This window comes from Pseudomonas sp. GD04158 (genome assembly GCF_029834875.1).
In the GTDB taxonomy this organism is placed as follows: Bacteria; Pseudomonadota; Gammaproteobacteria; order Pseudomonadales; family Pseudomonadaceae; genus Aquipseudomonas; species Aquipseudomonas hydrolytica.
Window position 1 is genome coordinate 59,470 of the sequence record NZ_JAODYT010000010.1, and the last position, 13,081, is coordinate 72,550.

The 13,081-nt window shown below is 64.3% G+C and carries 16 protein-coding genes and 1 pseudogene; 6 read left to right on the forward strand and 11 right to left on the reverse strand.

Features of this window, described 5'->3' with window-relative positions; translation table 11 throughout:
- Positions 1 to 2: 2 nt before the first annotated feature.
- Together sdhD and sdhC are read right to left on the reverse strand one after the other, a co-directional pair.
- The gene (gene sdhD / locus N7333_RS06480) at positions 3 to 371 is read right to left on the reverse strand and encodes a succinate dehydrogenase, hydrophobic membrane anchor protein (protein WP_003240851.1); all 369 of its coding nucleotides are present in this window, start codon (positions 369 to 371) and stop codon (positions 3 to 5) included.
- The gene (sdhC, locus tag N7333_RS06485; protein ID WP_012018796.1) at positions 365 to 751 is read right to left on the reverse strand and encodes a succinate dehydrogenase, cytochrome b556 subunit; all 387 of its coding nucleotides are present in this window, start codon (positions 749 to 751) and stop codon (positions 365 to 367) included. Before sdhC ends, sdhD begins: the two co-directional genes overlap by 7 nt.
- Positions 752 to 1,100: 349 nt before the next feature.
- Between sdhC and gltA the strand changes: the two genes are divergently transcribed.
- Complete coding sequence (gltA, locus tag N7333_RS06490) at positions 1,101 to 2,381, forward strand: citrate synthase (protein ID WP_129483439.1); 1,281 nt, start codon at positions 1,101 to 1,103, stop codon at positions 2,379 to 2,381.
- 84 nt (positions 2,382 to 2,465) lie between these two features.
- Here gltA and N7333_RS06495 read toward each other — a convergent pair whose 3' ends face one another.
- The 3 genes from N7333_RS06495 to N7333_RS06505 form a co-directional block, all read right to left on the reverse strand.
- Positions 2,466 to 3,071 (reverse strand): START domain-containing protein, encoded by a 606-nt coding sequence (locus N7333_RS06495; RefSeq protein ID WP_129483438.1) that lies wholly within the window; start codon positions 3,069 to 3,071, stop codon positions 2,466 to 2,468.
- A gap of 61 nt (positions 3,072 to 3,132) precedes the next feature.
- The gene (locus tag N7333_RS06500) at positions 3,133 to 3,384 is read right to left on the reverse strand and encodes a YkgJ family cysteine cluster protein (RefSeq protein WP_003240861.1); all 252 of its coding nucleotides are present in this window, start codon (positions 3,382 to 3,384) and stop codon (positions 3,133 to 3,135) included.
- A gap of 73 nt (positions 3,385 to 3,457) precedes the next feature.
- Entirely contained in the window at positions 3,458 to 4,372 is a 915-nt protein-coding gene (locus N7333_RS06505) for an NAD(P)-dependent oxidoreductase (protein ID WP_129483437.1), read from the reverse strand.
- Positions 4,373 to 4,562: 190 nt separating this feature from the next.
- Between N7333_RS06505 and N7333_RS06510 the strand changes: the two genes are divergently transcribed.
- The 3 genes from N7333_RS06510 (at position 4,563) to rhtA (ending at position 6,381) form a co-directional block, all read left to right on the forward strand.
- Entirely contained in the window at positions 4,563 to 5,111 is a 549-nt protein-coding gene (locus N7333_RS06510; protein ID WP_129483436.1) for an exonuclease domain-containing protein, read from the forward strand.
- Positions 5,112 to 5,176: 65 nt separating this feature from the next.
- On the forward strand, positions 5,177 to 5,458 hold the full coding sequence (locus tag N7333_RS06515; RefSeq protein WP_003240864.1) for a pyrimidine/purine nucleoside phosphorylase: 282 nt from the start codon (positions 5,177 to 5,179) through the stop codon (positions 5,456 to 5,458).
- A gap of 71 nt (positions 5,459 to 5,529) precedes the next feature.
- The gene (gene rhtA, locus N7333_RS06520) at positions 5,530 to 6,381 is read left to right on the forward strand and encodes a threonine/homoserine exporter RhtA (RefSeq protein WP_129483435.1); all 852 of its coding nucleotides are present in this window, start codon (positions 5,530 to 5,532) and stop codon (positions 6,379 to 6,381) included.
- On the opposite strand, the gene N7333_RS06525 is transcribed toward rhtA, so the two are convergent.
- The 5 genes and pseudogenes from N7333_RS06525 to N7333_RS06545 all read right to left on the reverse strand — a co-directional run bounded on the left by N7333_RS06525 (position 6,378) and on the right by N7333_RS06545 (position 10,696).
- A complete protein-coding gene (locus N7333_RS06525; protein ID WP_129483434.1) occupies positions 6,378 to 8,141 on the reverse strand; it encodes an ABC transporter transmembrane domain-containing protein in 1,764 nt (587 codons plus the stop codon). The genes rhtA and N7333_RS06525 overlap by 4 nt on opposite strands.
- An 8-nt stretch (positions 8,142 to 8,149) precedes the next feature.
- On the reverse strand, positions 8,150 to 8,557 hold the full coding sequence (locus N7333_RS06530) for a DoxX-like family protein (RefSeq protein ID WP_012018803.1): 408 nt from the start codon (positions 8,555 to 8,557) through the stop codon (positions 8,150 to 8,152).
- Positions 8,550 to 8,984, reverse strand: a complete 435-nt coding sequence (locus N7333_RS06535; RefSeq protein ID WP_129483433.1) for a thiol-disulfide oxidoreductase DCC family protein — start codon at positions 8,982 to 8,984, stop codon at positions 8,550 to 8,552. Before N7333_RS06535 ends, N7333_RS06530 begins: the two co-directional genes overlap by 8 nt.
- A complete protein-coding gene (locus tag N7333_RS06540) occupies positions 8,981 to 9,571 on the reverse strand; it encodes a DUF1287 domain-containing protein (RefSeq protein ID WP_129483432.1) in 591 nt (196 codons plus the stop codon). Before N7333_RS06540 ends, N7333_RS06535 begins: the two co-directional genes overlap by 4 nt.
- Positions 9,507 to 10,696: pseudogene (locus N7333_RS06545) on the reverse strand (ATP-NAD kinase family protein). Before N7333_RS06545 ends, N7333_RS06540 begins: the two are co-directional and overlap by 65 nt.
- 290 nt (positions 10,697 to 10,986) lie before the next feature.
- On the opposite strand from N7333_RS06545, the gene N7333_RS06550 reads away from it, so the two are divergent.
- Entirely contained in the window at positions 10,987 to 11,166 is a 180-nt protein-coding gene (locus tag N7333_RS06550) for a PA1571 family protein (protein ID WP_012018807.1), read from the forward strand.
- Positions 11,167 to 11,207: 41 nt separating this feature from the next.
- Here the strand turns inward: N7333_RS06550 and msrB are convergent, their stop codons facing one another.
- Positions 11,208 to 11,603, reverse strand: coding sequence for a peptide-methionine (R)-S-oxide reductase MsrB (gene msrB / locus N7333_RS06555; RefSeq protein WP_003240879.1), 396 nt, complete (start codon positions 11,601 to 11,603; stop codon positions 11,208 to 11,210).
- 266 nt (positions 11,604 to 11,869) lie between these two features.
- On the opposite strand from msrB, the gene N7333_RS06560 reads away from it, so the two are divergent.
- Positions 11,870 to 13,081: a pyridoxal phosphate-dependent aminotransferase gene (locus N7333_RS06560; protein WP_003240881.1), complete on the forward strand. Its 1,212-nt coding sequence runs from the start codon at positions 11,870 to 11,872 to the stop codon at positions 13,079 to 13,081.

Below are 13,081 nucleotides of genomic sequence, written 5' to 3' on the forward strand. Positions count from 1 at the left end.
AATCAGAAACCCCACAGAATCTGCACGCCCCAGACGAACATCGCGAACATCGCGATGCCGCACACGGCCTGGAACAGGAAACGCACACCAGTCGCCCACTTGCCCAGCGCCATCGGCGTCAGGTAGTCGGTGGAGATGGTCCACATGCCGACCCAGGCGTGCACGCTCAGTGCTACCAGTGCCAGCAGGCTGAAGATGCGCATCGCGGTATTGGAGAACAGGCCGTGCCATTCGGCATAACCCATACCCGGATTGCAGATCACATAGCCCAGCAGAAACAGCGTGTAAGCCGCGAGAACGACCGCAGAAACGCGTTGCGCCATCCAGTCATAGAGGCCCGAACGCGAGAAATTCGTGACATTAGTTACCATATCCACACCCCCAGCAGCACGATCACGATCGCCGCGACGGCGATGACGATTTTCGAGCCCAGCTTGCCGCCTTCCAGCGTCTCACCGATGCCCATGTCCATGATCAGATGGCGCACACCGGCCACCAGGTGGTACAGCAGAGCGGACAGCAGACCCCAGATCACGAACTTGGCCAGCGGGCTGGTCAGGCATTCCTTCACCTGGGCGAAGCCCTCTTCGGAGGTCAGCGACTTGTCGAGGCCGAACAGCAGGATGGCGATACCGACAAAGAGGATGACACCGGAGATACGGTGAAGAATGGACGTGTAAGCGGTGATCGGGAGCTTGATAGTCCTAAGGTCTAGGTTTACAGGTCGTTGGCTATTCACGGCTTTTATCACACTGAGAGCCCCTAACTATCAGGGCAAAGTTGTTGGGAAGTGCACTGGTCAGGTACCCATCACCCAAGGAGTGACGACCGCCATGATATGGCCGCAAAGCCCCTGGCGGTCGGGCGCAGAGTATAGACAGTTAGCAGACTAATGACAATGCAATGCCCTCCCCCAAAAAGCGCATTGCAGCCTTCAAATAAATGGCGTAAATAGCGGCCTTTTTTCGTTGAAAATCCCGCCCAAACCCTTCTGCTGCCTGGGTTCTCGCAAATTGACTTTCGGATTTATCCCACTATAGTGGTGCGGGCCCTGCGTGGGGGGCTGTCTGATGATTTCAAGCATAACTAGGAGGCCACATATGGCTGACAAAAAAGCGCAGTTGATCATCGAGGGCAATGCCCCCGTCGAACTGCCCGTTCTGACCGGCACTGTTGGTCCCGATGTAATAGATGTGCGGAGCCTGACCGCCACGGGTCGGTTCACCTTTGATCCTGGTTTCATGTCGACCGCCTCTTGCGAGTCGAAGATCACCTATATCGACGGCGACAAGGGCATCCTGCTTCACCGCGGCTACCCCATCGAGCAGCTCGCCGAGCAATCCGACTACCTGGAAACCTGCTACCTGCTGCTCAATGGCGAACTGCCGAGCAAGGAAGAGAAGGCCAAGTTCGTCAGCACCATCAAGAACCACACCATGGTTCACGAGCAGCTGAAGACCTTCTTCAACGGCTTCCGCCGTGACGCCCACCCGATGGCCATCATGTGTGGCGTGGTCGGCGCCCTGTCCGCCTTCTATCACGACTCGCTGGACATCAATAACCCGCAGCACCGCGAAGTCTCGGCCATGCGCCTGGTGGCCAAGATGCCGACCATCGCCGCCATGACCTACAAGTACTCCATGGGCCAGCCCATGATGTACCCGCGTAACGACCTGAACTACGCGGAAAACTTCCTGCACATGATGTTCAACACCCCGTGCGAGATCAAACCGATCAGCCCGGTACTGGCCAAGGCGATGGACAAGATCTTCATCCTCCACGCCGACCACGAGCAGAACGCCTCCACCTCCACCGTACGTCTGGCTGGCTCTTCGGGCGCCAACCCGTTCGCCTGCATCGCAGCCGGCATCGCCGCCCTCTGGGGCCCGGCGCACGGCGGCGCCAACGAAGCGGTGCTGACCATGCTCGACGAGATCGGTAGCGTGGACAACATCGACAAGTACGTGGCCAAGGCCAAGGACAAGAACGATCCGTTCAAGCTGATGGGCTTCGGCCACCGCGTGTACAAGAACTTCGACCCGCGCGCCAAGGTGATGAAGCAGACCTGCGACGAGGTACTGGCCGAGCTGGGCATCAACGACCCGCAGCTGGAACTGGCGATGAAGCTGGAAGAGATCGCGCGCAACGATCCTTACTTCAAGGAGCGCAACCTCTACCCGAACGTGGACTTCTACTCGGGCATCATCCTCAAGGCCATCGGCATTCCGACCTCGATGTTCACCGTGATCTTCGCCCTGGCACGCACCGTGGGCTGGATCTCGCACTGGAAGGAAATGCTCTCCGGCCCGTACAAGATCGGCCGTCCGCGCCAGCTGTACACCGGCTACGAGCAGCGTGACCTGCCGGCCGACCGCGGCTGAGGTCCTCGCGCACTACGCAAAAGGCTGCCAACTGGCAGCCTTTTTTTCGTTTGCGCTCGATGATTCCCGCGTTTTAACCGCCGCTCAGCCACCCTCGACCTGCGCACGCAACCCCTTGAGGGTCTGCAGCGGGGCATCGACGACAAAACTGTTGGCCAGCCATGAAGGCACGCTGCCGCCCGGCTCGGTATGCGCCTCGTAGGTGACTTCCACGCGATCACCCTCCAGCGGCTTAAGACGCCACTGGCCATCGACGCGCTGCACCCGCACGAAGCCGCCCTCCTCCGGCAAGCGCCCTGGCACGGCCTTGAGCTGGCGCGTGACGCTGCCATCGGATTCGGTATGGGTGGTGACTTCGATTATCGAATCCCGCGCCTTGACCGGCCAGGGCATCTCGAAACGGGTGTACAGCTCGCTGACCTCGCCCTCGCTTTTCAAAAGCCGCTGCTGCTGGCAGCTGTAGATCCAGGCGCAGGACCCGGCGACGTCTTCCTGCACGGCCAGCAAACCGGGCAGATCGCTCTTCACCGTGACCACGCCACGGTAGGCCTTGTACTTGGAGCCCGGCACATCGGCCAGATACACCCGTATACCGTCCTCCTCGCGCGCCAGCTGCCATTGCCTGTCGGCCGCCTGGACGCTGACCGCACAGAGCGTCATGAGCAAAGCGGAAAAACGCACTATCTGCATCGAGCTACTCCCGAGAACCACTGAAGCTTCGACCGCGTCCGGGCGAGGCGGGTTCAGCCGGTCAGGCCGTCGCCTGCTCCAGCCAGCCAAGCAAGCGAATCGCGCTTTCCCGGTCATTCCCGCAAACCTGTTCGTCGGCCTTGAAACCGACGCAGACTGCCGGACGCTCGGCGCGCCCGAACAATGCGCAAAGAAACTCAGCGGACAGATGGATACAGCGCACGCCGGCCGGCTTGCCTTCAGGCATGCCGGGAATCGGCGAACTGATGGAAGGCGCGATGCAGCAGGCACCGCACCCGGCACGACACTCCATGGGCGACCTCAACGAAGCGAAACGAACGGCGGCGATCCTAATGACGCGCGCCTCGCCAGTCGAGGCCTTCCGCTCAGCGGTTACGCTGCAAACGCGCCAGCAGGCTGGACGTATCCCAGCGCCCGCCGCCCATGGCCTGCACGTCGGCGTAGAACTGGTCGACCAGCGCCGTCACCGGCAGCTGCGCGCCGTTGCGCCGCGCCTCTTCGAGCAGAATGGAAAGGTCCTTGCGCATCCAGTCGACGGCGAAACCGAAGTCGAATTCGCCGGCCAGCATGGTCTTGTAGCGGTTTTCCATCTGCCAGGACTGGGCCGCGCCCTTGCTGATCACATCGACGACGGCATGAGCGTCCAGGCCGGCGTGCTGGGCGAAGTTGAGCCCCTCGGCCAGGCCCTGGACCAGGCCGGCAATGCAGATCTGGTTGACCATCTTGCTCAGCTGGCCGCTGCCGGCCGGCCCCATCAGGCGGATCATCCGCGCGTAGCTCTGGATCACCGGCTCGGCCGCGGCATAGGCCGCCTGCTCGCCGCCCACCATGACCGTCAGCACGCCATTGACCGCACCAGCCTGGCCGCCGGACACCGGCGCGTCGAGAAACCCCAGACCACGCTCGGCAGCAATGGCCGCCAGCTCGCGCGCGACGTCGGCGGAGGCCGTGGTGTGGTCGACCAGAATGGCGCCCGGCGCCATGCCGGCGAACGCGCCCTGCTCGCCCAGTATCACGCTGCGCAGGTCATCGTCGTTGCCCACGCAGCACATCACCAGCTCGGCACCCTGCACCGCCTCGCGCGGCGTCGGCGCGCTGGCGCCGGCGTACTCGCCCATCCACTGCTCGGCTTTGCCCGGCGAGCGGTTGTATACCGTCACCTGATGGCCATTACGGGCCAGATGCCCGGCCATCGGATAACCCATCACACCCAAACCGATAAACGCGACCTTTGCCATAGCAAGCTCCTCCAGACACAGGCGGCAGAGCCTAACGGGCATGCCGCGAATCATCAAAGCTTTTGCAACAGACTCGCCTCTCATGCAGCGCTCGGCGGCACCAGGACAGCAGAAATCGCCGCCGCACAACCTCGCATCAGGGGTTTGCCCTGGCCGAAAAGGCCTTCCATACTGCGGGCGGACCCGTTCAGGCCAGGTCTCGCAAGCCTGGCCCTCATGCAAAGGAGCGCCCATGGGGCATTGGTTGGTCATCGACCTGGAAGCCACCACCGACGAAGGCGGCTGGCCACTGGAAGAAATGGAAATCATCGAGATCGGCGCCAGCCTGGTGGGGGCCGATGGCCACGAGCGCGACCACTTCCAGCGTTTCGTCAAACCGCAGCGGCGCCCCTGCCTGACCGATTTCTGCCGGGAACTGACCCATATCGCCCAGGCCGACGTCGACGGTGCCGGGTCTCTGCCGCAGGTCTGGGCACAGCTCGAGCGCTGGCTGGAGCAACACGCCCCGCGCCTGGTCGGCTGGAGCAGCTGGGGCGATTACGATCGCCGCCAGCTGGAGCAGGAGTGGCGTCAGCACCAGTTGACCAGCCTGCTGCAAGGGACACCTCATCTCAACCTCAAGCAGGCTTTCGCCAAGGCCCGCCAGCTGCCACGCCCAGTCGGCCTGCACAGTGCATTGCAACTGGCCGGCCTGCAATTTCAGGGCGCGCAACATCGCGCCCTGACCGACGCCCGCAACACCGCTCGCCTGCTGCCGCTGGTGCTGCCGCTCAAAGACTGATGACGAAAAAAAGGCGCTTGGGCATACTGGCGCCCCCTTTTGTAACCCTTCCCGAGGAATCGCAGATGTTCAAGGTCAACGAGTACTTCGACGGCACCGTCAAATCCATCGGCTTCGCCATGGCCGAAGGCCCTGCCACCATCGGCGTGATGGCCCCGGGCGAATACGAGTTCGGCACCAGCCAGCTGGAAGTGATGCACGTGGTGGCCGGCGCCCTGACCGTGAAACTGCCGGGCAGCGACAGCTGGAGCACCTTCGAAGCCGGCAGCAACTTCACCGTACCGGCCAACAGCAAGTTCCAGCTGAAGGTCGCGGTGGATACCGCCTACCTCTGCGAATATCGCTAAGCAGACGCGCGCTCCGAAGAACCGGCCCTCGCGGCCGGTTTTTTCTTTGATCCCCAGGCCAGGACAGCCCCATGCCACGCACCGCCCTACTCGCCCCCATCGGCCTGCTGCTGGTGGCCATGATCTCGATCCAGAGCGGCGCCTCGCTGGCCAAGAGCCTGTTCCCGCTGGTGGGCGCCGAAGGCACCACGGCGCTGCGCCTGGTGCTGGGCGCGAGCATACTGTCGCTGGTGATGCAGCCCTGGCGCACGCGCCTGAACCTGGCCGCCTATCGCTCGCTGCTGGCCTATGGCCTGGCCCTCGGCGGGATGAACCTGCTGTTCTACATGTCGCTGCAGAGCATCCCCCTGGGCATTGCCGTGGCCCTGGAGTTCACCGGCCCGCTGGGCCTGGCGCTGCTGTCGTCGCGGCGCCTGCTGGATTTCGTCTGGGTCGCCCTGGCCGTCTTCGGCCTGTGGCTGCTGCTGCCCAGCGGCCTGGCGCAGACCCAGCTCGACCCGCTGGGCATGGCCTTGGCGCTCGCTGCCGGCCTGTGCTGGGCGCTGTACATCGTCTTCGGACAGAAAGCCGGCGCCGCCCATGGCCGCCAGACCGTGGCCCTGGGCACCTGGGTTGCCGCACTGCTGGTGCTGCCCATCGGCCTGTGGCAGGCCGGAGGCAGCCTGTTCTCGGTCGATCTGCTGCCCATCGCCCTGGGCGTGGCGGTGCTCTCCTCGGCGCTGCCCTACAGCCTGGAAATGGTCGCCCTGACCCGTCTGCCGGCGCGCACCTTCAGCATCCTGATGAGCCTGGAGCCGGCCATCGCCGCGCTCTCCGGCCTATTGTTCCTCAGCGAGAAGCTGAGCTGGAACCAGTGGCTGGCCATTGGCGCGATCATTCTCGCCTCGGCCGGAGCGGCGGCGACGATCCGGCCCAAGAGTTAGCCGGCCTCGCCGAATTGCAGCTGCGCCAGGCGCGCATAGAGCGGGCTGCCGGCGAGCAACTGGGCATGGCTGCCGATGGCCGCCAGACGACCGCGCTCGATCACCGCGATGCGTTCAGCCTGCTTGACGGTGGCCAGCCGGTGCGCGATCACCAGCGTGGTACGCCCGCTCATCAGCGCAGGAAGCGCCTGCTGGATCAGGTGCTCGCTTTCGGCATCCAGGGCGCTGGTGGCCTCGTCGAGCAGCAGGATCGGCGCATCGGCCAGCAGGGCGCGGGCGATGGCCAGACGCTGACGCTGCCCGCCGGAAAGCCCCAGCCCCGCCTCACCGAGATGGGTCTGATAACCCTGCGGCAGACGCTCGATGAACTCATGGGCATGCGCCGCACGCGCGGCAGCCTCCACCTCGGTCTGGCTGGCGTCGAGCCGGCCGTAGCGAATGTTGTCCTCCACCGTGCCGAAGAACAGCGCCGGATTCTGCGACACCAGAGCGAAGCAGGCGCGCAGCTCGCGCGGATCGAGCTGATCGATCGGCACGCCGTCAATGAGGATGCGCCCGGCCTGCGGGTCGAAAAAGCGCAGCAGCAGATCGAACAGCGTCGACTTGCCCGCCCCCGATGGCCCGACCAGCGCCAGGGTCTCGCCCGCTGCCACCTGCAGATCGATACCATCGATGGCATAGCTGTCGGGCCGCGACGGGTAGGCGAAGCGCACACCCTGCAACTCGATACGCCCACGCACCGGCTGCGCCAGATGCTGCGGCTGTGCGGGGGCGACGATCTGACTGCGCGCCCGTAACAGTTCGCCAATGCGCTCGGCCGCCCCGGCTGCGCGCTGCAGCTCACCGATCACCTCGCTCAGGGTACCGAACGACGAGCCGACGATCAGGGCGTAGAAGACGAAGGCCGCCAGCTCGCCGCCGGAAATGCGCCCGGCGATCACGTCCATGCCGCCGACCCAGAGCATCACGCCCACCGCCCCGAGCACCAGCACGATGACCACGGTGATCAGCCAGGCACGCTGGGCGACACGCTTGCGCGCGACGGCAAACGCCGCCTCGGCGGACAGCCCGAAACGGCGCTTGTCCTCGTCCTGATGGTTGTAGGCCTGCACCGTCTTGACCTGCCCCAGCACCTCGCCGACATAGCTGCCCACGTCGGCCACACGGTCCTGGCTCTGCCGCGACAGCGCCCGCACACGGCGGCCGAACAGCAGGATCGGCGCCACCACCAGCGGCAGCGCGGCCAGCACGATACCGCTCAATTTGGGGTTGGTGACCACCAGCAGCACACTACCGCCGACCAGCATGATCAGATTGCGCAGGGCCATGGATAGCGACGAACCGATCACCGACTGCAGCAAGGTGGTATCGGCGGTCAGCCGCGACTGGATCTCCGAGCTGCGATTGCTTTCATAGAAGCCGGGATGCAGCTCGATCAGGTGATCGAACACCCGCCGGCGAATATCGGCCACCACCCGCTCGCCCAGCCAGGAGACCAGGTAGAAGCGCGTGTAGGTGCCGAACGCCAAAGCCAGCACCAGCACGAAAAACAGCAGCAGGGACTGACGCAGCGCAGCCGGCGATTGCGTGGCCAGGCCCTGATCCACCAGCAGCTTGATGCCCTGGCCCATGGACAGGGTAATGGCGGCGGTAAACAGCAGCGCCAGCAAGGCGCCCAGCACCCGCCCGCGATAAGGCGCGATAAAGCGCCAGGCCAGGCGTATTGCACCACGCTGGCGGGAGGAAAGCAGAGAAGTCATGAGGGGCCTCAGGAGTTGGCGGTGGCAGGCGCTTCGGCCAGCCAGGCCACCGCGCAGAGGGCTAGCGCCGCCAGGTTGGTGGACAGCGGATTGAACGCCTGAATCAACAGATGGGGGCTCAGTAGCGCAACATCAAGCAGCAGCACCAGCAAGACCGCAGCGGCCACCAGCAACGGCCAGCGCTGGCGGCGAATGGTCAGCAGCGCAATGCCTAGCAATACCTCGGCAACGCCGCCGATACGAGCGATCAGCTCCGGCGCGAACAACGCGTGATCGGGCAAGCCGTGCGCACCGATCATCGCCACCTCGTCAGGGCTCAGCCAGAGAATCTTCGGCGCCAGACCATGCCAGACGAATACCGCCGCCAATGCCAGCCGGGCGAGCCAGGCGATCTGCGCCAGCCGGCGTTCAGTCATGCAGAAAGCGCTCGGCGTGGTCGGCCGTGGGCAGCAGGCAGACGGCATGCCGGCCGAACAGGCGATAGCGATTCAGCGCAATGCGGTCATAACACCAATCCCGCAGCGGCCGGGGCAGCAGGCGCAGCAATCGCAGCGCACGCCAGGGTTGCGGCAAGCGCGAGAGAATGCGCAGCAGCGCCGTGGAGCGCACATGCAGCCCCGCCTCGTCGATCAGCGCCATGGTGTCGAAACGATCGGTCGGCAGCCCATACCAGGCCAGCAATGCCTGGCCCTGGGCGGACTGCACGGACGCCAGGCGAAACTGCCGCGCAGGGTCATGGCGGATAAGAAACTTCGCCCAGCCGTTGCACAGTTTGCAGACGCCGTCGAACAGCACGACGCGCTCGCCAGCCGCGAGACCGGGCGGCAACCTGGCTTCAGTCATTGACTGGCACTCGCCTGCTGGGTGAGCGGGCGATAGTGCCCAGTGATGCGGTAGGCGAAGAGGATGTCTTCCTCCTGCGTGCCGCGGCCGATGTTATGCAGGATCAGCGGCGCACCATCTGACGCCCGGCGATCGCTGACGATGCCGATATGAGTCAGGCCGCGTCCCAGATCCCAGGTGACGATATCGCCGGCCTGGTAAGCCGCAGGGTCCTGACTGATCGGCAGCGACCAGCCCTGACGCTTGAACCAGGTCATCAGATTGGGCACACGACGGTGGTCGATATTGCTGTCCGGCCGGCTCAGGCCCCAGTTTCTGGGGTAAAGGGCAAAATTGCCGCGCATGTCGCGATGCACCGCCTCCTGCAGGTCCAGCCCCTGCTGGCGCAGCGCGCGGATCACCACGTCGGTGCACACACCGGTGGCCATGGGCACGTCGCCGCCCGGATAGCTCAACTGGCGGTAGGCCGGGTCATAGCTCAGGGTCACGCCGACCTGCTTGCGCGCATCCAGCACCAGCCTGTCAGCCTCGATGGCCTGCGCAGCCAGGGCCAGCGCCCAGGCCAGCAGTACAACCAGCATCCGCATTGCGATCTCCTATCGAGCCAAGGGATACAGCAACTCTTCCTTGTAACCTGCCCAGACCCGCACGGCATCGGGAAAGGCATCGTCCAGCGTCACGTCGCCACTGTCCACCAGCAGCGGCCGCCCTTCCAGCGTCGCCAGCTTGCGCTTGGTCGCCACCACCCGCAGGCGCTCCAGGCCGACGGCGCGCAACACCCGCGGGCTGATCTGCTGATTGCCGCGGCCGATGATATGCCCCTGGCCGCCAATGGCGGTGACCAGCAGGTAAGTCGGATGCCCATCGACGAGAGCGAACAGCTCGGCTTCATTGACGTCGCGAGCGATCACCTGGCCGTCCTCGATCACGTCGACACCGAGCAAGGTGGTCTCCAGCCCCAGATTCTGCGCCAGGCCGTGCAAAGTCGAGCCGGGACCGAACACGTAGCGAACGCCCGGCTCCCAATCGCCCTCCAGCCAGGCGGCCAGATCGGCCAGCACCAGCTCTTCGGACTCCATTCCACCCTGCTTGACCGCCTGCACGTAGCCGCCCTCCTGCGGCACGCACAGCTCGCCGTACCAGCGCGCGGTCACGCGGCCTTCGCGCAGGGCCGCCTCGTCGATGTCGCGCACCTCGCCGCTGGCCAGACGCACCAGGCCGCCCTCGACCAGGCGCGCGGTGAGCTCGCCCGCCGCCCGCGGGCTGATGGCATAGACGCCGGACTGGATCTTCACCCCGGCCGGAATGCCCAGAACCGGCTGCCCTTCCCTGACCACGGCGCACACGTCGCGTGCCGTGCCGTCACCGCCAGCGAACAGAATCAACGCCACACCGGCGTCCTGCAGTTGCCGCACCGCACGGCGGGTATCTTCGGCGGTGGTCGCGCCCTCACCCAACTCACCCAGCAAACGATGCTCGAAGCCCATCTGCGCCAATAGCTCGCCACCCATCGCCCCCGGGTAGCCGACGAATTCGATGCGCTCGCGCAGAGCCAGCAGCTGTTCCAGGGCAGTGCGTGTGCGCTGCGCGGCTTTTGCCTCGACGCCCAGGGCCAACGCCTGCTCGGCCATGCCGTCGCTGCCCTTGAAGGCAGCTGGGCCACCCAGCCCGGCCAGCGGATTGATGATCAGACCGATATGAAAACGCGCCATGTAATCCTCGTTTCACACAGGCTGGCACGCAGCCTGCAATACGACTTTCGCAATGTGTTTTGTGACGGAGTTCCGCCGTCATGGAATCTGTTTAAAGTATCGCGAGCTAGAGCCAGGCAAGGCGAAAGCGGGCGAAGAAGCGCAGTTTACGAATTGTAAATGAGCATTCTGAGCCCGATTTCAACGCAGCATGGCCGACGCGCAGCAGACTTTGAGCAGGTTTCTTGTTGTCACCGCGCCTTCATCTAGCCCCCCTAGACTGGCGCGCATCACTGATGAGGAGACAGGCCATGAGCTTGCAAGACAATGTCGCCCAACGCCCCAACACCCCGGTCAAGCAGCCGCAGATGCCGGTGGGCGGTTTTATCATCGATGGCCAGGGCCGCGAAGTGCCGATTACCGAAGACATGATCCAGCAGGCCTGCAACGCCCTGGAAGAAAGCCGCCAGCGCGCGCATCAGCAGGGCTGAACCTTGGGCGCCAGGCACGCAAGGCGCCTGGCGCGTCCTGATCAATCTCGCGGCACAAGTTTCAGCGACAGCGAATTGATGCAGTAACGCAGCCCGGTTGGCCGCGGGCCATCCGGGAACACGTGCCCCAGATGGGCATCGCACTTGGCGCATTTGACCTCGATGCGATGCATGCCATGGCTGTAATCGTCGAGGCTGGCGATCACCTCGTCGTTGATCGGCTGGAAATAGCTTGGCCAGCCGCTGCCGGAATCGTACTTGGCGTCCGAATCGAACAGGGCTTCGCCACAGCAGGCGCAGTGGTAGATGCCTGGGGTCTTGCTGTCGTGGTAGGCACCGGTGAATGGTCGCTCCGTCCCTCCCAGGCGACAGACATGGAACTGCTCGTCGGTCAGCTCTTCACGCCAGGTGTCCAACGACTTGTCGACTTTGTCCACGAGCGGGTTTCCTCCTCGGTAGTGGGCAGCACGGGGTTTCGCGCATTCGACCGCGGAAGCCTCGACTGAGAAGTTTCCGGGCCGCGGCATGAGTGTGCGGCGCGTGGCAGGCCAGAAAAAAGCAGGGCTGGCACCTTTGCCGCGCCCAGGTCGCCACGTATGATTCGACCCCAGTCTGTCACCCACGTTACGGGCTGCCAAGATTCCCCGTCGGGAGAATTTTGCAGCGTGCTTCAGTGGGTTTTCCTTAGCTCGGGATTCCTTACATGCAGGTCAGCAAATCGAACAAGCTCGCCAACGTCTGCTACGACATTCGCGGGCCGGTGCTCAAGCACGCCAAGCGTCTGGAGGAGGAAGGCCATCGCATCCTCAAGCTGAACATCGGCAATCCGGCGCCGTTCGGTTTCGAGGCACCGGAAGAAATTCTTCAGGACGTAATCCGCAACCTGCCTACCGCCCAGGGTTACAGTGACTCCAAGGGGCTGTTCAGCGCGCGCAAGGCGGTGATGCAGTACTACCAGCAGAAGCAGGTCGAAGGCGTCACCATCGAGGATATCTACCTCGGCAACGGCGTGTCCGAACTGATCGTCATGGCCATGCAGGCGCTGCTCAACAACGGTGACGAGGTGCTCATCCCGGCGCCCGACTATCCGCTGTGGACCGCTGCCGTGGCGTTGTCCGGCGGCAAGCCGGTGCACTACCTGTGCGACGAGCAGGCCGGCTGGTTCCCCGACATCGCCGACATGCGCGCCAAGATCACGCCGAACACCAAGGCGCTGGTACTGATCAACCCGAACAACCCCACTGGGGCGGTGTATTCCAAGGAAGTACTGCAGGACATCGTCGAACTGGCGCGCCAGCACAACCTGGTGATCTTCTCCGACGAGATCTACGACAAGATCCTCTACGACGAAGCCGTGCACATCAGCACCGCCTCGCTGGCGCCGGACGTGCTCTGCCTGACCTTCAACGGCCTGTCCAAGAGCTACCGCGTGGCCGGCTTCCGTTCCGGCTGGGTGGCCATTTCCGGGCCCAAACACAAGGCGCAGAGCTACATCGAAGGCCTGGATATCCTGGCCAACATGCGCCTGTGCGCCAACGTGCCGAGCCAGCACGCGATCCAGACCGCGCTGGGCGGCTACCAGAGCATCAACGACCTGGTACTGCCCAACGGCCGCCTGCTGGAGCAGCGCAACCGCGCCTGGGAGCTGCTCAACGACATCCCCGGAGTGAGCTGCGTCAAGCCCATGGGCGCGCTGTACGCCTTTCCGCGGATCGACCCGAAGGTCTGCCCGATCCACAACGACGAGAAGTTCGTCCTCGACCTGCTGCTGTCGGAGAAACTGCTGATCGTCCAGGGCACCGCCTTCAACTGGCCGTGGCCGGATCACTTCCGCGTGGTCACCCTGCCCCGCGTCGACGACCTGGAGCAGGCCATCGGCCGCATCGGCAACTTCCTCAAGGGCTACAGCCAGTAA